This is a genomic window from Alloscardovia macacae (genome assembly GCF_002259705.1).
In the GTDB taxonomy this organism is placed as follows: domain Bacteria; phylum Actinomycetota; class Actinomycetes; order Actinomycetales; family Bifidobacteriaceae; genus Alloscardovia; species Alloscardovia macacae.
The window spans coordinates 91,157-113,577 of sequence record NZ_MWWT01000007.1 but is presented as its reverse complement, the minus strand read 5'-3'; the positions used below and the strand labels follow the sequence as shown (position 1 = coordinate 113,577).

At 53.1% G+C, this 22,421-nt stretch carries 13 protein-coding genes; 9 read left to right on the top strand and 4 right to left on the bottom strand.

Annotation, left to right across the window (positions count from 1 at the left end):
* Window positions 1-29: 29 nt before the first annotated feature.
* Window positions 30-1,454: an MvaI/BcnI family restriction endonuclease gene (locus ALMA_RS05810; RefSeq protein ID WP_244568893.1), complete on the top strand. Its 1,425-nt coding sequence runs from the start codon at window positions 30-32 to the stop codon at window positions 1,452-1,454.
* A 72-nt stretch (window positions 1,455-1,526) separates the two neighbouring features.
* Here the strand turns inward: ALMA_RS05810 and dcm are convergent, their stop codons facing one another.
* A complete protein-coding gene (gene dcm, locus ALMA_RS05805; protein ID WP_094726775.1) occupies window positions 1,527-2,792 on the bottom strand; it encodes a DNA (cytosine-5-)-methyltransferase in 1,266 nt (421 codons plus the stop codon).
* A 70-nt stretch (window positions 2,793-2,862) separates the two neighbouring features.
* Entirely contained in the window at window positions 2,863-4,380 is a 1,518-nt protein-coding gene (locus ALMA_RS05800) for a MutH/Sau3AI family endonuclease (RefSeq protein ID WP_094726774.1), read from the bottom strand.
* A 640-nt stretch (window positions 4,381-5,020) separates the two neighbouring features.
* Here ALMA_RS05800 and ALMA_RS05795 point away from each other — a divergent pair.
* The 3 genes from ALMA_RS05795 to ALMA_RS05785 all read left to right on the top strand — a co-directional run bounded on the left by ALMA_RS05795 (window position 5,021) and on the right by ALMA_RS05785 (window position 14,346).
* Entirely contained in the window at window positions 5,021-11,239 is a 6,219-nt protein-coding gene (locus ALMA_RS05795; RefSeq protein WP_094726773.1) for a beta-sandwich domain-containing protein, read from the top strand.
* A gap of 948 nt (window positions 11,240-12,187) precedes the next feature.
* Window positions 12,188-13,714, top strand: a complete 1,527-nt coding sequence (locus tag ALMA_RS05790) for an APC family permease (RefSeq protein ID WP_094726772.1) — start codon at window positions 12,188-12,190, stop codon at window positions 13,712-13,714.
* Entirely contained in the window at window positions 13,711-14,346 is a 636-nt protein-coding gene (locus ALMA_RS05785) for a trimeric intracellular cation channel family protein (RefSeq protein WP_094726771.1), read from the top strand. Before ALMA_RS05790 ends, ALMA_RS05785 begins: the two co-directional genes overlap by 4 nt.
* Here ALMA_RS05785 and ALMA_RS05780 read toward each other — a convergent pair whose 3' ends face one another.
* Together ALMA_RS05780 and ALMA_RS05775 are read right to left on the bottom strand one after the other, a co-directional pair.
* Window positions 14,347-15,168: an alpha/beta hydrolase gene (locus tag ALMA_RS05780; RefSeq protein WP_094726770.1), complete on the bottom strand. Its 822-nt coding sequence runs from the start codon at window positions 15,166-15,168 to the stop codon at window positions 14,347-14,349.
* A gap of 7 nt (window positions 15,169-15,175) precedes the next feature.
* Window positions 15,176-16,195 carry a LacI family DNA-binding transcriptional regulator gene (locus ALMA_RS05775; protein ID WP_158520670.1) on the bottom strand — a complete coding sequence of 340 codons (1,020 nt, stop codon included), beginning with the start codon at window positions 16,193-16,195 and terminating at the stop codon, window positions 15,176-15,178.
* A gap of 213 nt (window positions 16,196-16,408) precedes the next feature.
* Here ALMA_RS05775 and ALMA_RS05770 point away from each other — a divergent pair, with 213 nt between their 5' ends.
* The 5 genes from ALMA_RS05770 (at window position 16,409) to ALMA_RS05750 (ending at window position 22,356) form a co-directional block, all read left to right on the top strand.
* A complete protein-coding gene (locus tag ALMA_RS05770; protein ID WP_094726768.1) occupies window positions 16,409-17,734 on the top strand; it encodes an ABC transporter substrate-binding protein in 1,326 nt (441 codons plus the stop codon).
* Window positions 17,735-17,816: 82 nt separating this feature from the next.
* Window positions 17,817-18,707 carry a carbohydrate ABC transporter permease gene (locus tag ALMA_RS05765; protein WP_244568892.1) on the top strand — a complete coding sequence of 297 codons (891 nt, stop codon included), beginning with the start codon at window positions 17,817-17,819 and terminating at the stop codon, window positions 18,705-18,707.
* Window position 18,708: 1 nt separating this feature from the next.
* Window positions 18,709-19,533 (top strand): carbohydrate ABC transporter permease, encoded by an 825-nt coding sequence (locus ALMA_RS05760; protein WP_094726766.1) that lies wholly within the window; start codon window positions 18,709-18,711, stop codon window positions 19,531-19,533.
* 3 nt (window positions 19,534-19,536) lie between these two features.
* Complete coding sequence (locus tag ALMA_RS05755) at window positions 19,537-21,204, top strand: glycoside hydrolase family 13 protein (protein ID WP_094726765.1); 1,668 nt, start codon at window positions 19,537-19,539, stop codon at window positions 21,202-21,204.
* Between the two features lie 90 nt (window positions 21,205-21,294).
* The gene (locus tag ALMA_RS05750; RefSeq protein WP_338023192.1) at window positions 21,295-22,356 is read left to right on the top strand and encodes a LacI family DNA-binding transcriptional regulator; all 1,062 of its coding nucleotides are present in this window, start codon (window positions 21,295-21,297) and stop codon (window positions 22,354-22,356) included.
* The last annotated feature ends 65 nt before the right edge of the window (window positions 22,357-22,421 follow it).

Below are 22,421 nucleotides of genomic sequence, written 5' to 3'. Positions count from 1 at the left end.
AGTATGTAAAAAGTATGTAAGGTAGACATATGGATAGTGTGGATAATACGCAAAATATGACGAGGGCTGTTGCTTGGTACGACACTATAGATATCCAAGGCGTGTCGGATATTCTTAGGCGTGCAGGGGTAGAGACTATATGGGTTAAACGACTTGTCCCAAATAATAACTCTAAGCAGCAAATTTATTTGGGTAGTGATCCGTCTGATTTAGGTTTTCTTCCGCTAGGAGTGCCGGTATATACTGAGGCAAAATCTCAGAAAAAACGTGCTGGTGCACCCGTGATACAGATACCAGTGCCATGGTACTGGGCTGCGCCACATGGAGTGTTTGAAGCTCCGTTTGCGAAAATGTGTTTTTATCCGCAGTATCCGGAAGTGCGATTCTCGGGATTTCTAAGGGGCTGTAAAGAATCGCCGAAGGTATTGTTGAGTGAAACGCAACGTGGTCATGAATTAAATCGGTGCATGTTCTTTGGTACTGCTCCAAATGTAGATGGTCAGAAGGAACGTGTAATTAGCCTCGTGGTGGGGGCAAAATCTCCTGCTGCAGAGTATGTATTAAAATCGACGAACTTTGAAGAGGGGAGAGTTTTTCCTCTCATCATTGATGATGCGCAGACTGTAGGAGAGTTTAGTTCACTTGAGCGTGCACTTCAGAAAATTATATTGCGGAAGATACTACCGTGGAGACTTAAGAATGATGGTGAAGTGGTCCGTCCATACACTGCTCCTAATGCTCCTGGGCTTACATTAGAAGCTGAATTAGGAGTAGGGGAAAATGCTATTCCAGGTCCAGACTTTGATATTTGGGAAGTGAAGGCTGTTAAGCAGAATTCATTAAGAAAGAGGAATAATCATAAGATTACGCTCTTCACTCCACAGCCAGATATGGGGTGGGTGACAAGCGTTAAACAGGTAGATTTTGTCCTTAAGTATGGGCATGTGAGTAAAAAAGATTCTACAGGAAAACCAGTAGAGTATTATTTTACTTCCACCGATATTTCTACCGATTCTATTGTGAAAGAAAATGCTAAACTAGCTCTAAAGTTAGAAGGTTTTACAGATTCTAAGCATTTTGATCCGAATGGATATATTGCACTGATTGATAAGGAAACTAAAGAATTAGTTGCAGGCTGGTCATATTTGAAGCTCCTTAATCATTGGCAGAGAAAGCACAATCGCGCAGTTTATGTACCATACCAACGAGGTAAAGAAAATGAAGTTCCTTTTGTGGAATTTGGTGGTCTTGTTACTTTAGGATTATCTACGAGTTTTGGCCTCTTCTTGCAAAGTTTTAATGATGGAAGTACAGTGTATGATCCGGGCGATAAGGCTTCTCTTGTGGACGGTCAATGGAAACCGCACTCGCGTAGCCAGTTCCGCATCGGCTTCCTTGATTTAAAATCTATTTATATAGATGTGGAAGAGCGGGAGATACATAGGTTAGACTAGGGTATGTTTTGTTCCTGATGTTAAAAAGAATCAGGAACAAAACATGAAATTACAAGAGAGATATGTTGAGGACTATATCCCATACAGCTTCACCATAGCTATCCCTATGCGATGCGGCACTGTCGTTACGAGAGCATTTCCCATGCAGAAGGCACGGTGGCCGTCAGTCATGCCGGTATTTGTCCAGCCGCGAGGGAAGCCCTGGAGCTGGTCGAGTTCGTCGGGGACGAGACGGCGGTAGCGGTCACCTACTTTGATGACGTGCTTGAAACGCGATGCTCCACGTCCACCTTCGCCCGTAAGTATGGTGCGAGACGGCTTTTCTAGGGAATCAGGGAATGCCATCTTACCCTCGGAGTAGTGGTAGGTAAAGCCTGTAGCTTTATTTACGCGCTCTTCGCTCTTACTACCTTTCAGATACTCCCATTTAGGAAGGTCTGCAGCATCGATATAGAACTCTTCCGGTACCTCGTCTTCAGGGATGAGAACATCGCCTAAAGTACGGCGTTCCCCCTCATAGTTCTCTGCGATAGCGCAAGTCACCACAGAGAAGTTCTGCATCACGCCAGCTACTTCGAATGGAGACTTTTTCATCCCCTTACCGAAGTCTTGAGTGGCCTCATAAGGATCAGTAGGTACGGAAAACTCTGTGAGGTTTTCAGGTGTATGAATGGGGAAGGCTTCATACATGACTCCGCTCGTCATACGTTCACGAAGATTCCACGTGTCACTTGTCTTCTCGGCAAAGATGTACACGCGCTTGCGGCGCTGAGAGCAGCCGTATTCTGCGCTGTTTACCACACGCCACTCCACAGCGTATCCGAGGGAAGCGAAGCATGAGAGGATAATGGCGAAGTCGCGTCCTCGCTGTGCCGCAGGACTCTTCAGAAGTCTGTCTACGTTCTCGAGCAGAACAAAGCGTGGTGACTTATGCTGAAGGAAGCGGTAGATGTCCCACCAGAGGACTCCCTTTTTTCCTTCTATTCCGCCAGCTTTTGAGAGAGGTTTTGCCACAGAGTAGTCCTGGCAGGGGAATCCTCCCACGACCATGTCTACGTCTGGTATGGTTCTTTCTCCCGCTTCAAACTCGTCCATAACTTTATGGATGTCTTCGTTTACTATACTTCCTTCACCGAAACGAGTTTCGTAGCAGCGTGCAGCAAACTGACGGGACGCTGTCCCAGGTGGCTCCCAGTTATTCGCCCATATGGTCGTGAAAGGGCCGGCTGCTGGCATCTCGAACTCAGGAAAGGCATCATTATGATACCCATCTAAGCCGAGACGGAAGCCGCCCACTCCTGCAAAGAGTTCGGCTATCCGAATCTGTGATGTAGACACGTTTCTCCTATCGCTGCTGTGTCATCTGTGATAGTGATCTTAGCACATTTGTTCGAACATCGACACGCTGTTAGCGTGGAGAGGAAGAGCTGATGAGTTGCTGAATGTACTGCTTCTTCATCCAGAAATACTGAGGGATCATACGGATTCCATTCACCTCTTCTGTTTTCGCGGAATCGTCAGAGTTCGCAGCTGATCCGCGGATAAAGAGAGGGTTCTGAGATGACTTCATGAAGTTCGGGGCAGTACTGTCGCCAGAAGTCTTCTTTCGTGTTCCTGTAGGTACATCTTCGAGAGAATCTGTCATGATGAGAGTACGCGTATGATTCCAGAGCTTCTCACCATATTTCTCGATATCTTCATCAGGAATGGTGATGCGTCGAAACCCGCGGAATACACTTGTCCCATCCTCCTTACGCTGCTTCGGATCAGTGAACTGGAAGAGAGTGAAGAAGAAGGACTGTTCATGAAGGTACGCATAGAGCTCAGAATCGGAGAATGTGTACGCGCGCGAGATGATAGTCTCATCGGTGTCGGTATCGTCGATGCTCTCCTGAGTGAAGTCGCTGAAGTCGATGTGGTAGAACTTCGTGTCTTCCTTCGGAAGACCATTTGCAAGCAGAGGGATAGTCTTCGCTATCAGTCCAGTGCGTGCGAAAAGCTCGAGACTGTTGAGTTTCGACTTTGGACTTCCGAGCATAGCGGTAGTAATCTGCTCGTGAACGTTCTTTGGTAGTTTTCCTGTGGAGTTCAGGGGTATGCCGAATTCTTCCATGAGCTCGAGAGTGGTCTTTCCTGAGTAACGTGCAGTAAGGTGGTCACAGAGTTTGTCGAGAGACTCGAGGTCGTTCACATCATTTGGAAGTATGGTGAACTCAGTGCCGAGGTACTTCTGATACATAGTGTCCACCACACTGCGCTTGAGACGGAAGCGTGGAGGGTGAGGATACTTCGGGGCAGTATCTATCATGTTAAGCTTGCTGCGCAGCTCAGAAGAAAGGCGAGGATACTCAGCCTCAGGATTTTCTGAGTTCTCATTAATGTCTGTGAGGAAGTCATGAACGAGCTGCCAGTCCTTGCGTAAATCACGCAGTTCATCCTCGTCAAACCGGTGGAACTGGTATCCGAGGATAACGAAATCCGCATAGTCTGCTGCCTGAACCGTCGTGGCAGAGTCATACAGGTAGTACACGATGAGCATTTGCGAGACTTTATGCCAGAATGGCGAAGTCTCGAATGTCTGACTGCTTATCTTATCTGGCTGCACGGCTGTAATGCTCATCGGTTCTTTCGCGTGGAAGGTGTCACCCTTCTTCTTTGTACGCTTGAGACCGGTTACCTTCAGCTCTGTGGGTGTGCCATCGACGTTCAGGTCAGGAGCCTGTTTAGAATCTGGCGGATACCGGAGTAAAGACTGCTCGACTACATCACCTGCTATTCCCGTAATCTTAGGGTTCGTGAGCGTCTTCGAGAACACATGTGCCGAGTCTACTTCGCCGAGAGTCTTTCCTGTGGCATGGGTGAATATCTCGTCGAGTTCTGCTCGCGTGAAGGAGTGGTTGCCTTCATAAACCGGGTCGCATCCCATACTCTCTCCTTAGTGTCAGACGGTATGCACCAGTATAAAACACATGAGGCCCCACCTCGAAAGGTAGGGCCTCACATTCAGAGAGAAAGAGAGAAGAAAGAGATTAAGTTTTCTTGGGGAAGTGGCCTGCTCAGCGTCTGACAAAGTTCCTGTGCGGTGTGTTCCTTGCGGTAGTTATTATGTAACCGCACGAACCTGAGTAACACTCCAGAAGAAAGCTGGGAGAATTCTGAGAACGGCGCGCGACGGATAGGCTCTATACGCAGAATGTTACGGATATGTTAGGGATATAGACGAAATCTCAGCCTCGCCACGGAGCGTGTCGAGCCTAGAATAAGGCGTGCGGAGTCGCCCTAAAAAAGTGAGTTGCATTACATTTGTAAGAGAAGTAAACTATTTATCACGGTACATGGCAGATTATGCGTTTAACCTAGCGGCAGTACGCTCTGTGAGCGTTTCTGAAGGCGGAAGAGCAGAAGTGCTCCCTGCGCGAAGACCGAGAAAGGGAAACCGCACAGTCTGAAGGCTTGCACGATGTGGCGAGGGTGTCACCTCGAGCAAGCCGCCACGAACCTCATCCTCCTCACGAGGGTATAACTGAATAGGCATAGACACGAGAATAGAGAGACGAGGGAGTCTCATGGATAGGAAAAAACCAGTACTGGGCACCTTAGCGACCACGCTGACGGTCTCCATGCTCTCGGCAGGGCTTTTCGCCCTTCCGAACAGCGCCACGCCGGCCTGGGCTGCAGAGGCAGCGCCTCCAGCCGCGGCGGCAGCGGCGGCCCCAGCTCCAGCGGCCTCAGCCGAAGCCACAGAGCCATACACCCCATGGGTGTGGACTCTGGACCCGACCACGGCGAAGGGCGGAGAGCAGCTGCAGGACGTGGATGGCTGGACGTACTTTAAGGCGAGCAGCCGAAATGGTAACGACCCGAATAAGCCAGCGAGCTACCCAGCAGTGGCAGTAAAAGACGGCACGTATGATTTCACGAAGCCGGGCGAATTCAGCGCTACTATAGCCTCTCCGCAGGAGGGCGCGAAGAACCGCTTCGGGTTCTACCTGGGATATAAGAATCCAGGCCATGGCCTGTTCATCGGCTTTGATAAGGATGGCTGGTTCTGGCAGCGCTATGGCGCAGACGGCCAGTGGTACAGCGACAGTCGCGTGGCAGCGCCTGAGGCGAACGTGGACACGCAGGTGAAGATCAGCTGGACGGGCTCGGTGGCTACGCTCACGGTGGACGGTCAGAAGGCCTTCGACGTGGACTATAGCGCGTATGCGGGAGATAAGGCTCTGACAGATAAATTGGCCATGAAGGCAAGCGGATACAGTACAGAGCTCACGCAAATGTTCGTGCGCGACCCGAAAGCGCCTATCCCTACGTATGCCGTCACGGGAAGCGTGGTCAGCGCGCAGAACGAGCCGCTCGCGGGCGCGACCGTCCGCGCGGGCGAGGTCAGCGCGACCACCGAAACGGACGGCACCTTCCGCCTCGAGGGCCTCGAGTCCGGCGAGTATACGCTGAACGTGAGTAAGGCGGGCTACGAGGACGAGACGGTGAGCGTCACGGTCAGCGGCGCGGATGCGAAGGCCGGCGCCATTACGCTCAGCCCACAGGTGGACGTGCAGACCGAAACGCTGAGCACGCCGGATATGGACGTGGCGGTGAAGACGAATTTCCCGTCGGTCTACCAGTACACCATGAAGAAGCTGGACGGACGCGTGCTGTACGGGCAGACGAAAGACGTGCGGACCGTGAACATAAACGGAACGGACGTCACACTGACAGAGAACGACGTGAAGTTTACGAAGGTCAGCGAGACGAAAGCCACGTATGAACTCACCGTACAGAACGCGGCGAAGCACGTGGACGCCGTCGTCACGGTGGACCTGACCGTCGAGGCGAATAAGCTCCACCTGAACGTGACGAAGATAGAAAACAAGCTGGGTGACGAGCAGTACCCAGTCCAGACGCTCGCCTTCCCGAACCACAGCATCATCTCCATGCGCAGCAGCCAGGAGGGAGCGCAGTTTACGGGCGCGGTCATCTCTTCGGACACGAATAAGGTGGGAGACACGAATTTCGCCATCGAACGCGGGATGAAGGCGCTGCCAGAAAGCAAGAGCGACTTCATGTACGCCTTCCTCTCGGGCGGCCAGCTCAGCGCGAGCATGTGGAGTAACTCCGAGCATGAAGGCCGCGTGGTGGCAGCTCCAGTGCGTGGTGGAAGCCATAACACGCGCATTCTCACCACCCTGCAGACAGTGAAGGGCGAGGCATCGCTCGGACTGGCCAGTGCGCCGTGGTACTACCACCGCGTCGTCACGGACTCGAAGGGGAAGAGCTATACCGTTCCTGAGACCGAGATGCCGAAGATGAGCGTGGTCATCACCGGAGACGCAAACGAGGATAAAACCGTGAACTGGCAGGATGGCGCGCTCGCCTTCCGCGAGATCATGAATAACCCGTATAAGTCCGAGGAAGTGCCAGAGCTCGTGGCATGGCGCATCGCCATGAATTTCGGCTCGCAGGCGCAGAATCCATTCCTCACCACGCTGGATAACGTGAAGAAGGTGGCTCTGCACACGGACGGCCTCGGTCAGTCGGTGCTGCTGAAGGGCTACGGCAGCGAAGGCCATGACTCGGGTCACCCGGATTACGGGGACATCGGCACGCGCATCGGCGGAGCGAAGGACTTTAACACCCTCATGACGGAGGGCTCGAAGCTCGGCGCTCGCTTCGGCGTGCATGTGAATGCATCTGAGATGTATCCGGAGGCGAAGGCCTTCAGCGAGGATACCGTACGGCGTAATGCCTCGGGAGGCCTGAGCTATGGCTGGAACTGGCTGGACCAGGGCGTGGGCATCGACGGCATTTATGACCTGGCCACGGGTGCGCGCGTGAAGCGTTTCGCAGACCTGAAGAAGCAGGTGGGCGAGAACATGGACTTCATCTACCTCGACGTCTGGGGTAACCTCACGTCTTCGGGCTCCGAAGACTCGTGGGAGACGCGCAAGATGTCGAAGATGATAAACGAGAACGGCTGGCGTATGACCACCGAGTGGGGCTCGGGGAACGAGTATGATTCCACCTTCCAGCACTGGGCGGCGGACTTGACGTACGGCGGCTCCACCTCGAAGGGTGAGAATTCGCAGGTCATCCGCTTCCTGAGGAACCACCAGAAGGACAGCTGGGTGGGTGACTACCCGAGCTACGGCGGGGCTGCGAATGCACCTCTGCTCGGCGGCTATAACATGAAGGATTTCGAGGGCTGGCAGGGTCGAAACGACTACGACGCCTACATCCGGAACCTCTTCACTCACGACGTGTCCACGAAGTTCCTGCAGCATTTTAAGGTCGTGCGCTGGGTGAATAACCCGCTCGACCCGACTAGCGTGCAGGATCCGTCTACGAATGGCGGGAACGAGCAGATAGTGCTGAAGGATGCGGCTGGGAATGAAGTAGTAGTCTCGCGTGAGTCCAATTCTTCCTCTACTGCTGCCTACCGCAACCGTACCATCACGCTGAATGGGCGCGTCATCGCTGCGGGAGCAGTCTCCCGCGGAGATAATGGTGCGAACGGCACAGAATCCTACCTGCTGCCATGGCTGTGGGATGCGCAGAGTGGCCAGAAGGTGGGCGCTTCGGACGAAAAGCTCTACCACTGGAACACGAAGGGTGGCTCGAGTACGTGGACTCTTCCAGCAGGCTGGGAGAATCTCGCTTCGGTGAAGATTTATAAGCTCACGGACCTCGGAAAGACTGAAGAAAAGGTGGTGCCAGTCAGCGGTGGCCAGGTGACTCTCACGGCTGATGCGCAGACGCCTTATGTGGTCTATAAGGGTGAGGCTTCGCCTCGCCAGCTGAGCGTGGTCTGGAGCCAGGGCATGCACCTCGTGGATGCTGGTTTTAATGGTGGTGAGGAGAGTCTGAGGAAGAATTGGGCTATATCAGCAGAAAACGGAGCCAGCGCGAGCGTGCAGAAGAGCCAGCACAGTAACCCTATGCTGAAGCTCACCGGCGAGGTGCGCGCCCAGCAGAAGCTCACGGACCTGACGGCCGGAAAGAGGTACGCGCTCTACGTGGGCGTGGATAACCGCAGCCTCGCGGACGCGCGCATGACGGTCACTGCGGCGGACGGCACGGTGCTCGCCACGAATTCGTCGGGACGCTCTGTAGCGCGAAACTTCGTGAAGGCGTACTCGCATAACACGAACTCGTCCACCGTGGGCGGCAGCAGCTACTTCCAGAACATGTACGTCTTCTTCACAGCGCCAGCGTCGGGTGACGTTACGCTCACGCTTTCGCACGAGGGCGCGGGAGACGTGTACTTCGACGACGTACGCGTGGTGGAGAATGACTTCGACGGCCTGAAGACGGACGCACGTGGCTACGTGACCTCGTTCACGAATAACTTCGAAAAGAACGTGCAGGGTATCTGGCCATTCGTCATCTCCGGCGCAGAAGGCGTGGAAGATAACCGCATCCACCTGTCTGAAAAGCATGCGCCATACACGCAGGCAGGCTGGGACGTGAAGAAGATGGATGACGTGCTCGAGGGCACGTGGTCGGTGAAGGTGAACGGCGTGGCCGGCGGGAACACTCTCGTCTACCAGACCATTCCGCAGAACCTGAAGTTCGAAGCGGGCCGCAAGTACCGCGTCTCCTTCGACTACCAGTCGGGCACGGATAACATCTACGCCGTGGCACTGGGCGCGGGCGAGTACTCGCCGAGCTCTGTGCAGCTGACGAACCTGCCGATGGCACTGGGGACGACGCGGCACTATGAGTTTGAGTTCACCGGTGGGGTGAATGACGACTCGTGGTTCGGCATCGCATCGACTTCGGCTCAGCCGGATACGCAGGGCACGCGGAACTCGGCCGCAGCCTTCGGAGGGTATAAGGACTTCGTGCTGGATAACCTGAAGGTGGAGCGCGTCTCGGATGCTGCTTCGGGTGCGAAGCCGGGTGCGGGCGGTACGGAGCCGGGTGCTGAGCCGGGCGCTGAGCCGGGCGCGAACGCCGGACACACGCTGAAGGACGCTCAGGCGAAGATAGCAGAGGTAGCCGCTCTGTATGACGGCCGTCGCGCGGACTTCGCGGACGAGGCATGGTCGTCCTACACGCACGCCATGGCCATGGCACGCACTCTCGTGAATAAGAACGGCGCTACAGCTGACGATGCTGAGCATGCGTATGGCCTTATGGTCGCGCTCGCCGAGTTCATGAGCACTGCTCCTGGAAATGAAGCCTCGGATAAGTACGACGTTTCGGGTGAGGATGTGCGCGCTGGTACGGCGGGAAGTTCGCAGCCGAACTATGGAGACATAGAAGGCCCGGCGGACTTCGCCCAGGATACTGATCCGGGGACTTACTGGCATACCGCTTGGGGTGAGAACGCTCTGCGTCTCGGAAAGGCGTGGTACCGCATCGACTTCGCGAAGCCTACTACGGTAAATGGCGTGCGCTACCTTCCTCGTCCAGGTGCGGCAAACGCGAATGGTAAGCTGAAGAAGGTGAAGGTCGAGGTCATTACGGAAGACCGCGCTGTGCAGGTGGTGGCTGAGGCTGCTGAGCTGTCCACGAATACGGTCTGGCAGAAGATATCCTTCCCGGCTGTGGAAGGCGTGCGGTCTGTGAAGATCACTGCGCTGGAGACGGCTGGTCAGACGGCTTCTCGGGCGAATACTTTCGCGTCTGCGGCTGAGCTGCGTGCGACCACGCCGCTGGATGCGGGGGCTGGTGCTGGTACTGGTGCGGCTGCGGAGCCTACGGAGGCAGACGTGGCGCACATGACCGCGGCGAAGAAGAACCTCGCCATGTGGCTGGGTGCTATTCACGAGATCGAGGAAGGGCACGTGCCGGACGGGCTTTCGGCTTCTGCTCTGGCGGCGCTGAAGAAGCGCGTGGCTGATGCTTCTGCTGCTGCTCGTGAGGTGTCCGCGAAGGCTGAGGCTGGGACGGCGTCGGAGTACGAGGTGGCGCTGGCTGCCGCGAACCTCGAGTCTGCGTGGCGTGGGCTTGCTGTCAATGGTTCCGGTACTTCGGCTGAGGCTCTGCCGGTAGCGCCATTCGACATGGGGGATGCTGCTGTAGCTGAGGCTCTGCCGGAGGGCGTGCCTTTCGAGAAGGGCGAGCCTGCTACTGCTGAGAAGCCGTCTCGCGAACCGTTCGCCTTTGGTGAGCCGCTGGTGGAGATGAAGCCAGAGTTCATGTTCAACCATGGCGTTCCAGAAACTGCTTCTCGCGAGGAGGGCGTACCTCCTGCGGCTGAAGCTACCGAGTTCCTCGCTGCGAAGCAGAATCTCGCGAAGTGGCTGGAGACGGCTGCTGAGCTGGATACGGCGAAGTTTGATCCTGCTGAGATCTCCGAGGCAAGCGTGGCAGCGATGAAGGCTCGCCTGGCGCCTGCGCTGGCGGCTGCACGTGCTGCAGCTGCTCAGGAGACGGCCACAGTTTCTGAACTGAATGAGGCAGCCGCTGCTCTCGAGAAGGCGTGGAAGTCTCTCGGGGCTAATCCTGCCTTCGCAGTCCTCGCGGGTGAGAATGAAAAGCCAGAGTTCCAGTGGTCTCTCGGCGAGCCAGCTACGGCTGAGGCTCTGCCAGAAGGCCAGCCACCTGCGCTCGTCGTTCCGGTGACACCGCAGCCCAATACTGCGATGCCTACGGTGCCTCCGGCGCCTATGGGTAAGCAGGGTAAGCTCGGAAAGCTCGGAAAGCTCGCAGCGACGGGCGTCACCATCAAAGGCATAGCAGCAGTACTCCTGCTGTGTGCTGCAGGTGCTGCAGCAGCCTTCCAGACGCGCAAGCGCAAGCAGGTTGACTCGGAGAATGAAGAAAATAAAGAAAGCTGAGGGTAACACCAGATAGAGGATAGTGTGCCGAGCCGGTGCGCGCTCGCGAAGAAAATAAGGGAACTCAGGCAGTGCTCTGCTGGGCTTACAGAGCACTGATCCCGAGGAGGTGGTCTTCGTGGGCGGCGCCAGGCTCGGCACACGTTATTTTCGAGGGAGAAATCGAGGGAGAAATCAAGGGAGAAAAAGAAGGCCCGCTTCGTAACCGACAGTGTGTGGTCGAAGCGGGCCTTCTTCAGAGAGAAAGAGAAGAAAGGAGTTTAAGTTATCTCGGGGAAGGCTGTGATGTATGCTACCTTCCTTGCGTTAGCATCTATATAACACTACGAACCTGAATGACACCCCCAGTAAAACCTGAAAGAAAGCTGGGAATGGCTGTGGGGTGGGTGGGGAGGATGGGGTGGGGATGGGGAGGTCCAGATACCCGCGCTGTGCAATGAGAATTTTTCCGCGGAAATGGCCTGTTTGTAGTCACGAATGACCGTTCGATTCATAAACTCAAGACAAGCTTTCGCAGAATCCCGCCGATTTTCGCTTTTCGGGCAGTGTCATTCGTGACTACAAACAGGCCATATTCACACCGCGCACACAAATGGGGTGGAAACCTCGTCACAGAGATTCCCACCCCGAATGCTTTAGGTTAGTCTATGAGCACAGGGTGTGCTGTGTAGTACTCGCGCATGCTTTCCTTGGAGATAATGTGGTCAGAGTTCTGTCCAGGCTCCAAGCCCACGCGCATGTTTTTCCAGGGGTCTTCGGCGTGTGTGCGTTCGCTGAGCTGGTTACTTGTCAGAGAAGAAAGAAGCTGCCGAGTGGATGCCCTGTAAGCGTCGCATTCCACACTCTACGCGGCTTGACTCGCCTCGTCTCACGCTTCCCCGCACCGTGTTTTCCTCGCTCAGGCTCCCGCGCCCCTACGCGTACGGGGTCTCCGATACAGTAAGACTCGTGAATCTATTTAGAGTTAAATCCATAGAAACTGCACTGGAGCAGACGCACTCCGAAGGCCACTCCCTGAAGCGCGGACTCGGTGTGTGGGACATGGCCACTCTCGCTGTAGCGGTGGCCGTGGGCGCCGGTATCTTCTCCGTGGGAGCACAGGCTATAGCCTCCCATGCGGGGCCGGGAGCCATCCTCAGCTTTATCATCGCAGGGGCAGTGTGTGCAGGTGTGGCACTGTGTTATGCAGAGTTTGCCTCCATGGTGCCAGCCGCCGGCTCGGCATATACGTTTACGTATACTACGCTCGGCGAGTTCATAGCCTGGATTATAGGCTGGGATCTTATCCTCGAGATGCTCATGGCTGCCTCGGTTATAGCGAAGTACTGGGGACTGTACCTCAGGGACTTCTTCCATCTTATGGGTGTAGATCTCGTGACGCAGTGGCAGATTCCTGGAGGTCTTACCATAGACTTCGCGCCGGTGGTCATCGTAGCCTTCTTCACAGCCCTGCTCGTGGTGGGCACGAAGATATCCAGCCGTTTCGACGCCATACTCACTGTGGTGAAAGTGGGCGTAGTGCTCTTCATCATCGTGGCAGGCTTCTTCTACTTTAAACCGGAGAACCTCGTGCCGCTCGTTCCGGACGCCCAGCCTGTGGCGGCATCTGCGTCATCTGCGGCGGCGGGATCTGGAGCTTCTGGAGCGTTAGCTACTCTCGAACAGCCTCTCCTCCAGTGGCTCACGGCCAGCCAGGCCACCATGTATGGATGGAGTGGAGTGCTTTCTGGTGCAGCTCTCGTTTTCTTCGCCTTCGTAGGATTCGACATCATCGCTACGGCTTCGGAAGAAGCGAAGGATCCGAAGCGCACGGTACCACGCGGAATCATGCTGGGCCTGGGCATCGTGGTTCTGCTCTATGTGCTCGTTACGCTCGTCACTTCCGGCATGGTGTCCTACACGCAGCTGGCCGCTGTAAAGAACCCATCTCTGTCTACCGCTTTCGAGCTCGTGGGGGCGAGCTGGGCGGCGAAGATCATCTCCTTCGGCATCCTCGTGGGCCTTACCACGGTAGTGATGGTGCTTCTGCTGGGTCTTACTCGCGTGGTCTTCGCTATGAGCCGCGACCACCTGCTTCCAGAGAAGATCTCGCGCACGAATGAGCATGGCGTGCCGGTGAAGCTGCAGATAGTCTCGAGCATCGTGGTGGCTCTCATCGCCTCCACGCTGGACCTGAGTGTGCTCGCGGACATGGTGAATATAGGTACGCTGTCTGCCTTCGTTCTCGTGTGTGTGGGAGTGCCTATCATGAGGCGTAAGCGTCCGGACCTCGAGCGTGCGTTTAAGGCGCCTGGCTCGCCATGGTTCCCGGTGCTCATAGCGCTCGCCTGCCTGTTCGTTATGATGTACCTGTCCGTGCTCACCTGGATCCGCTTCCTCGTGTGGCTGGCTGTGGGCATAGTCATCTACTTCGCGTACTCGTACCGGCATTCGCTGCTCGAAGGAAACTTCGAAGGAGGTGCTGAAAAAGCATGAATCAGTCCATCTTCGCCCTCGAAATGATAGGCACTGTAGCTTTCGCCATTTCGGGTGCCCTCGTGGCCATGAAGTCGAAGATGGATTTCTTCGGAGTGGTGGTCATAGGCGTAGTCACGGCCACGTTTGGCGGCATGATTCGCGATGTGATGTTGGGCAGCTTCCCGCTCGGAGCGTTCGTGAATCCCGCGTATGTGGTCGTCTCGGCACTGACGTCTGTCATCATTTTTGCTATCGCGTATTTCGACGTGAACACAGACATCATTAAGCGCCGCGTGGCGTACAGTAAGCTGCTACTCGTAGCCGATGCCATAGGTCTGGGCATTTTTACTGCTGTAGGCATCCGCGTGGCGTACGCGCTGTATCCGCAGAACATCTTCCTTCTCGTCTTCTGTGGCGTGATGACGGGCGTGGGAGGTGGCCTCGCTCGCGACATTTTCGTAAACCAACTTCCGCAGATCTTTCATACGGACATTTACGCGGTGGCATCACTCGTGGGGGCGGTGCCGTGTGCTTACCTGATGAGTGCAGGCTACGTGGCCTGGGGCATATGGGTGGGTATGCTCGTGGTCATCCTCGTGCGCGGCATAGCCGTGTATAGGAAGTGGAATCTGCCGGTGGCGAGAAGCTAGCTAAGCGAACTCTCTCTGAAACCATGCAAGTGCTAGGTTTATCCATGATTTCACGCTTGGCTCTGCATCTGCGGGATCGCCCCTGCGAGCAGTTTCCACGCTCCCTAATGACTGGCCGTGGCCGCCGCGTGGATAGAGGTGCGCTTCCACTTCTACGCCAGCTGCCTTACACGCCTGAATAAAGAAAAGGGAATTTTCCACAGGCACTGTCTCGTCTGGCATGGTGTGCCAGAGGAAAGTCGGTGGAGTCTTCGCATCGACGTGATGTTCGAGGCTGAGCTTCTCGAGCATCTTCGAATCGTCTGCGCGCTCGCCGAGGAGAGCTGCGAAGCTGCCGCGGTGTGCATACTCGCCGGAAGATATCACTGGATAGGCGAGCAGAAGGCCGTTTGGACGTACAGCATCAGGGTCGAGACCGTGAGCGCGAATATCCTCATCTCCGGCACTCGTCGCGAGATTCGCAGCGAGGTGACCGCCAGCAGAAAAGCCCAGAACAGCCACCTTCTGGGGATCGACATGGTACTCGGTGGCGCGCTCGCGGATGAGCTGCATGGCGGTGGCAGCCTGTACGAGAGCCGTAGGGTAGAGCGATGGCTTCACGCTATAGCGCAGGACGAACGCCTGGTATCCTGCTGCGAGGAACTGCATGGCTATAGGCTCTGCTTCGCGGTCCGAGGTCATCTCGTATCCGCCTCCCGGAAGGATGAGAACTGCGGGACGCGTGCGGTCGAGGGATATTTCGGAAGAATTGTCCAGAATATAGGCGAAAAGCGTGCCGTTTGTGCCGTCGATGCCGGCGATGGACTCAGAAAGATACTGCATGACACTCCTAGCGGGTCGGGGGAAGGCATGTGCTGGTCGTATCTAATGGTATAACACGTGTAGGGAGAATGAGATGATTCTCGGTTACGTCCTTCTTATTAAATAAATCAAGCGCTATCTGAGCTGCTTGAGCTCCTATTTCGCGTGCAGGCTGCTGGACCGTAGATAAACCAGCGTCCAGAGCGGCAGGTTGCCCATCGAAGCCTATGACAGAAATATCTTCAGGACAGCGTATGCCCATCCGGCGAAGTTCATGAACGGCTTTTAAAGCGTATGTGTCTGACCAAATGCACAGTGCTGTAGGCGGATCTGGCATAGCTATGATTTCCGCTATAATACTGCGCATATTTTCGGCGCTTTCTTCATTAAGTTCGAAAGTTCCGCGATTATTCAGGTGTAGTTCGGATACTGCGTTCTGATAACCGAGTAAGCGCTCATCGTCTCCCCAGGTGTATGTGCGGTTTGCGCGTCCTATGTAGGCGAAACGAGTATGACCTAATGCCGCAAGGTACCGCACTGCGGATTCTTCCCCTGCGATGTCATGTATGGATACTGATGCATGTGCATATTCTGCGTGTGAAGCATTAATAGATACTATGGGCATGTCGAGTTTAGCGAGGGCATCGCGTTCTTCTTCATTCGGTCCGAAGCCCGAGATAATGAGCGCATCTGCATTCTGATTAGCTCTGCGCCTGCGGAAGAATTCACTACGTTCGTTCTCGTTACCGGCACGGTAGAGTATGAGGTCATATTCCTGGGGGAATAAGGTGTCGTATATTCCCTCTGTTATCTCACCCGTGAACCACCCACTGAGATTTTCACGGACGAGGAGTGCTATACGGTTCGTACGTCCTGTGGCGAGGGCTGCAGCGGTAGGCGATGCTGAATAGTTCAGCTTCTTTGCGGCCTCGAGGACTTTCTTTCTGGTCTCTTCGTTAACATGCTTGAGTCCTCGTAATGCTCTCGAAACGGTATAGGTGGATACTCCGGCAGCTTCTGCTACATCGGCTATGGTGGCTTTTTTCATGTATCCTCCTTGATGATGGGTCATCATGATTATACCAAGTCTGAGATGAGTGCTTTCTCTATCTACCGTATCATAAGGCTAAACGCTTATGAAATATTTTGGATAATTTTTTCTTTAAAACTTGCGCATTAAGAAATATATGGTGTATATTGATACCTAAGCGCTTAGCTAAAAAGTTAAGTGTGGAACAAATCGGTGTTAAGGAGAGAATCAATGACGATTAGTCGTATAAGTAAAGTGGCTATCAGTGCACTGTCTGCATTAGCGTTTATAGGATCCGTGGCTGCGTGTGCTCCTGGTGGCACGGCCAGCTCGTCGAATGTGAAGTCCGAAGCAGCGAGCAAAGATCTTGGCTCAGAGAAAATCACTCTTACTCTCTGGAATGGTGCTGGTTTGAAGAGTTTTGATGAAGATCTCATTAAGGCATTCGAAGCGAAGTATCCGAATATTACAGTTAAAGGAACGTGGGATCCGGATAATGTTTCTGCTCAGAATGGTCCACGTGTCATCTCGTCTGCTGATTCTCCTGATGTGGCGGCGATTACAGATATTACGTCAGCGGTACGGGGCAAGCATGTGATCAGTCTCGAGGAATATGCGAAGCTGTATGGATGGGATATCCCTGAATCTCAGACGGTGTACTACCGTGCCTCCAGTGATGGAAAGGTAGGGGCCGGCGATCTCTATGCTGTTCCAGATGCTGTGTCCATGACTGGTATGTACTGGAATACGAAAGTAGCTGCACAGCTGGGTATTACGGAAGCACCGAAGTCTGTAGAAGAGCTCGAGGCTGATATGAAGCTTGCGAAGGACGCTGGCATTACCCCTATGATTATGCCGGCGAAAGAAGGTGGAACATCCTTTATTTATCAGGCTTTGTGGACGAATAACTCGGGTAAAGATGTTATAAATAACTGGATCCTTCAGAAGAGTGGGTCGAGCATAGATGAAAATGGCGCTGTGAAGGCTGCGGAAAAGATTCAGGAGTGGGCTAAAGCGGGGTACTTCAGTTCTGATGCCGTAGCACTGGATGGTACTACTGCTCTCGGTCGTTTTAATAAGGGGGAAGGCTTGTTCTTCCCTTCAGGAAGCTGGTTCTCCTCGAGCATTAATGAAGGTCTTGGTGCAGATGCAGGATTCTTCGCATATCCGGGAAACACGACTGACCAAGCTGGTTCGGCTGCTTCGAATGCAGTAACGCCATATGGTATTCCTGCGAACTCGAAACATAAGAATGCGGCAGCTGCTTTCATAGATTTTACCCTTAGTGATGAGGCTCAGCAGCTCGCAGTTAAGCATGGATATCCTGCCATCATGGAAGGTGCATGGAAGTCCGATAACCCTGTACTGAATCAGATTCTCGAGGCGGAGTCTGGTCTTGTTAAGGCTAATAACACGACGAATTACATTAATAACGCGACTGCTGCTATGCAGGCAAGTGGTATTATACCGAACTTCCAGACCCTGATCGATGGTTCACAGGCTCCTGCTCAGTTTGTTCAGGCGATTCAGAAGCAGTGGGATTCTGAAGTAAAGTAATTCTTCCTCGGTCTTCGAAAAAGATTGTGGGGAAGCTGAGAAATAGCTTCCCCACAATAGAGGAACTCACAGTGTAAGGATAATGATGAAACAGCGACGTGTCCGACCGCGGCTTCTTATGGTCAGTCTTCTTTTCCTTTTGCCAGCTTTCCTATTTTATGCAGTCTTCGTACTCTGGCCGATCATTCAGACCATGTGGTACTCGCTCTATGATTGGAATGGCATCGATGTAGCCACGTGGGTTGGTTTAGGAAATTACGTACAGATTTTTACAGATTCTAACCTGTATGGCTCGATTCTGCATTCGTTCTTCCTTATTATCTTCTTCTCCATAATGCCTATCATCGTAGGTCTGATAGTGGCTGTTCTGATTAAGGATATTAAGCTGAAGAGCGTCAGCTCGTTCGTCCAGGTCTGCCTATTTCTTCCGCGAGTTATACCGGGAGCTGCTGCAGGCGTCGCGTGGACATGGATGCTGGCCGATCATGGCGCGATTAACCAGATTTTGCGTTCGCTTGGTTTAGGTCAATTTACACACGTCTGGCTGGGCGAGCAGAGCGTAGCACTGGGAGCTGTCGGAATTATAGGATTCTGGTTACAGCTCGGATTCTGCATAGTACTTCTTCTCTCGGGGATAGGTGGAATAGATGCATCTCTTTATGAAGCGGCATCTCTAGACGGGGCAGGATGGTGGCGTCAGCTCTTCGCTATAACTCTTCCTGGCCTCCGAGGCCAGATAGGTGTGTGCTTAACTCTCACCATAGTTTCTGCGCTTGCCAGCTTTGACATCGTCTATATGTCTACTCAGGGTGGGCCTGGAACCTCGACTATGGTTCCTGGAGTACAGGTATATCGACTCGCTTTTACTCAGCAGTCTGTAGGTCTTGCATCTGCTCTCGCTGTCACGCTGATGGTTCTCGTACTGCTTGTCGTGGGCCCACTGCAGTCATTGGTTAATAAGAAGGAAGATTAATATGCAGCAGTCTCGTACTACACGGTATATAGGTTATGGTGTGCTGTTTCTTACCATAGCATTTACTATCCTTCCTTTTCTGAGCATGCTTTCGGCTGCTCTTCAGCCGCAAGGAAGTACTCCTGAGGGAATAGATTTTAGTGGTCAGCTCCACTGGGAGAACTTTATAGCAGCATGGAATGTGGCGAATATAACTCCTCTTCTTCGGTCCAGCGTTATACTCGTCATAGGAGTAGTGCCAGCGGTTATTATCTTTTCTGCGCTAGCAGGATATGCTTTTGCGTCATTGCGCATCCCATTCGCCTCCGTATTCTACCTTCTGTTCCTCGTGGGGCTGACTATTCCTTTTGAGACCTTGGTGACGCCCCTCTATTATGAAATCAGTGCGATGGGCATACTGAATACTCGGCTAGCACTGATTCTGCCGATGATAGGTTTGAACATGCCATTCGCAGTCATGTGGATGCGGTCATCCTTCGAACAAATGCCTCGAGACCTGATAGAGGCCGCTGAAATAGATGGTGCTGGGCACTTCCGCACATTTATGCATGTGGAGCTCCCGTTAGCGCTTCCAGCTCTGAGCTCACTGGGTATTCTAACCTTCCTTGCTACATGGAATCAGTTCCTTCTCGCGGTAGTGCTCATTAATGATCCCGATAAGCGTACTATGGCAGGTGCGCTGCAGGCTTTCGTAGGACAGTACCAAACAGACGTAGTTCTGCTGAATGCTGGAGCGTTACTTATTATGGCTCCTACGTTAGTTCTCTTCATCTTCCTCCAGCGATACTTCATTCGTGCGATGCTTGCCGGGTCGGTAAAAGGATAATTTATGAATACAGAAAAATGGTGGAGAAACGCTGTTATATACCAGATTTATCCACGCTCTTTTGCAGATGCAAATAATGATGGTATAGGAGATATAGCAGGTGTGACGAGTCGTATGGATTACCTCGAATCCTTGGGAGTGGATGCTATTTGGCTCTCTCCTTTTTATCCATCGCCTTTGAAGGATGGAGGATATGATGTGGTGGATTATCGTGATGTAGATCCGCGACTTGGAACTCTCGATGATTTTGATGAACTGGTAGTCCAGGCTCATGAACGAGGTATTCGTATCATCGTGGATATCGTTCCGAATCATACGAGTGATCAGCATGAATGGTTCCAGGAAGCTCTCGCTGCTGAGCCGGGCTCCCCAGAACGGGACAGATATGTCTTCAGAAAAGGAAAGGGGAACGATTTTTCAGAGCCCCCTTCGAACTGGATGAGCAACTTCGGAGGAAGTGCCTGGGAACCGTGTGGAGATGGGTGGTATTATCTTCATCTTTTTGCGGCTGAGCAGCCAGATTTGAACTGGGATAATCCAGAAGTGAGAGCGGAATTCCTTGATATTCTGCGATTCTGGGCTGATAGAGGGGTAGACGGATTTCGTATAGATGTCTCCCACGCTTTGACTAAAGATTTGAGGGAGCCATTGCGCGACCGTCGTGAGCCTTTAAGTCCAGTACCTGAAGATGCGGAGGGAAACGATCCGCTTTGGGATAGAGATGCAGTTCATGAAATATACCGCGAATGGAGGAAAGTACTCGATTCCTATAATCCTCCACGTTTTGCCATCGGGGAGACGTGGACTCCTATGACGCATCGAGTATTCCAGTATGCGCAGGAAGATGAGCTGGGGTCAGTTTTTGACTTCTCGCTTCTGAAGTCTGCTTTCCGTGCTGATGAGTATAGGTCTGTGATAGAACGCACTTATGAGGGGGCGGTGTCTGTCGGTGCTAGCCCTACATGGGTACTGGGGAACCATGATGTTCCACGAGTGGCGAGTCGGCTTGGTCTTGATACTGGAGATAATACTGCAGTGGAACACTGGGTGACGTCGAATAATACTCGACCTCAGATTAATCCTGATGTAGCTGTACGTAGAGCACGAGCGGCAGCTCTTATAGAGCTAGGTCTTCCTGGTACGGCTTTTATTTATCAAGGTGAGGAGCTGGGGCTTCCGGAAGACTTTGACTTGACTGAAGAAGACATTCAGGACCCTATATGGGAGCGAAGCTCACATACCTTTAAGGGAAGAGATGGATGCCGTGTGCCACTTCCGTGGTCAGCCGATAAAGCTGCATTCGGTTTTAATGAGAGTGGCAAGTCATGGCTTCTGCAGCCCGAATGGTTCGAACAGTATGCGGTAGATAAACAGGGGCGTCCAGGGGATGGCTCTGTTCTGAGCCTCTATCGGTCAGCTTTGAAGCTGCGCGAAACGTATATGACGGAAGACGCTTTAACCTCAGGAATACAGTGGGAGGATACATACCTCAGTCAGGATGTTCTCGAGTGGAGCTTATCTTCGGGTCTTTGTGTCATAGCGAATTGCTCTGGTACATGCGCTTTCCGAATACCAGAAGACTATACCGTCCTTATAGCTTCGAATTCGGAATATAAAGACAATGAGATACCGCCTATGACGACGGTCTGGTGTGTAAAGGAGGTACAGTAGTTTCTCTCAGGTAATGGAATATACGGAGAATGGGTTTTGCTTCGCCTGTTCTCCGTATATATTTTAAGAGGGAACGTCGTAACGAAGGAGATGCATATGGTACGAAAGAAAGCTACCATCACAGATGTGGCACGCGAAAGCGGAGTGTCCATTAGTACCGTCTCTTACGTTATGAATGGGAAACGCAGTATTAGTGAAGAGACGTGTGAAAAAGTCCTCGAAGTAGCTCGGCGGCTTCACTATGTGCCGCGAGATAAGGTGCTAGCGCAAGAATTGGGACTTCTACCCGGACGCAAACATGCACCTACCAAAGTTATAGCGCTCAGCTCTCCCGTGCATCGATACACAGACTATACGAACTATGCATCGTTCTTCTTCGCGCTCGCACAGCGCGCTCGCAGACGAGGATATGACATACTTTTACTTATGCATGAAAAAGGGGATGAGGAGCTCATTCGGGTAGTAGACAGGCACATGGTAGATGGGATACTTCTCCTCGATGTTCTTCTCGAAGATTCTCGTGCCGACGTGGCGAAGGAACTTTCGCTACCTGTGGTGAGTGTAGGATATCCGATTAATACATCAGGCCTGTGGGCAGTGGATCTAGATTTTGCCGGTATGGGACGAGAGTCCATAGATAAATTACGGGAATATGGACATGAAAATGTGCTCATAATAGGTGGTATAGATACAGCGTATCATGATGAGGCAAATTACTTGATGCGGTATAGAGATAGTGCCATAGATTATGCGCGGTGTAAGGGGATTACTACTCAGTTTGCTACCCTTTCGGAATATAACCGTGAGTCGATGGAGCGGACACTCGATGATGCATTCTCGCGGAAGAATTCACCTACGGCGCTTATTTGGATGGGTAGTTCGGCCGGAGCTACGATACTCATGGAGATTCTCCATGATAGAAAGATGAATGTCCCTGAAGATATCTCTGTGCTTGCTGCGTGCACTTACGGGGTATCTCATCTTGCGCATCCTATGGATGAGATACCTATGGACCCATCGAAGACATGCAAACGGGCAGTAGATGTGATCGTCGATGTGCTTGAGGGGAAAAGAACCGACAAGGGAACCGTAGAGCTTTTACCAAGTGCGTATATCTCGCGTGGAACTGTGGGGAAAGTGGTGCATAGATGAGATAATGAATATGCCTTGAAAGAGTCGAAATCTTTCGAAATACTTTGCTTTCCATGGGGAGCTCT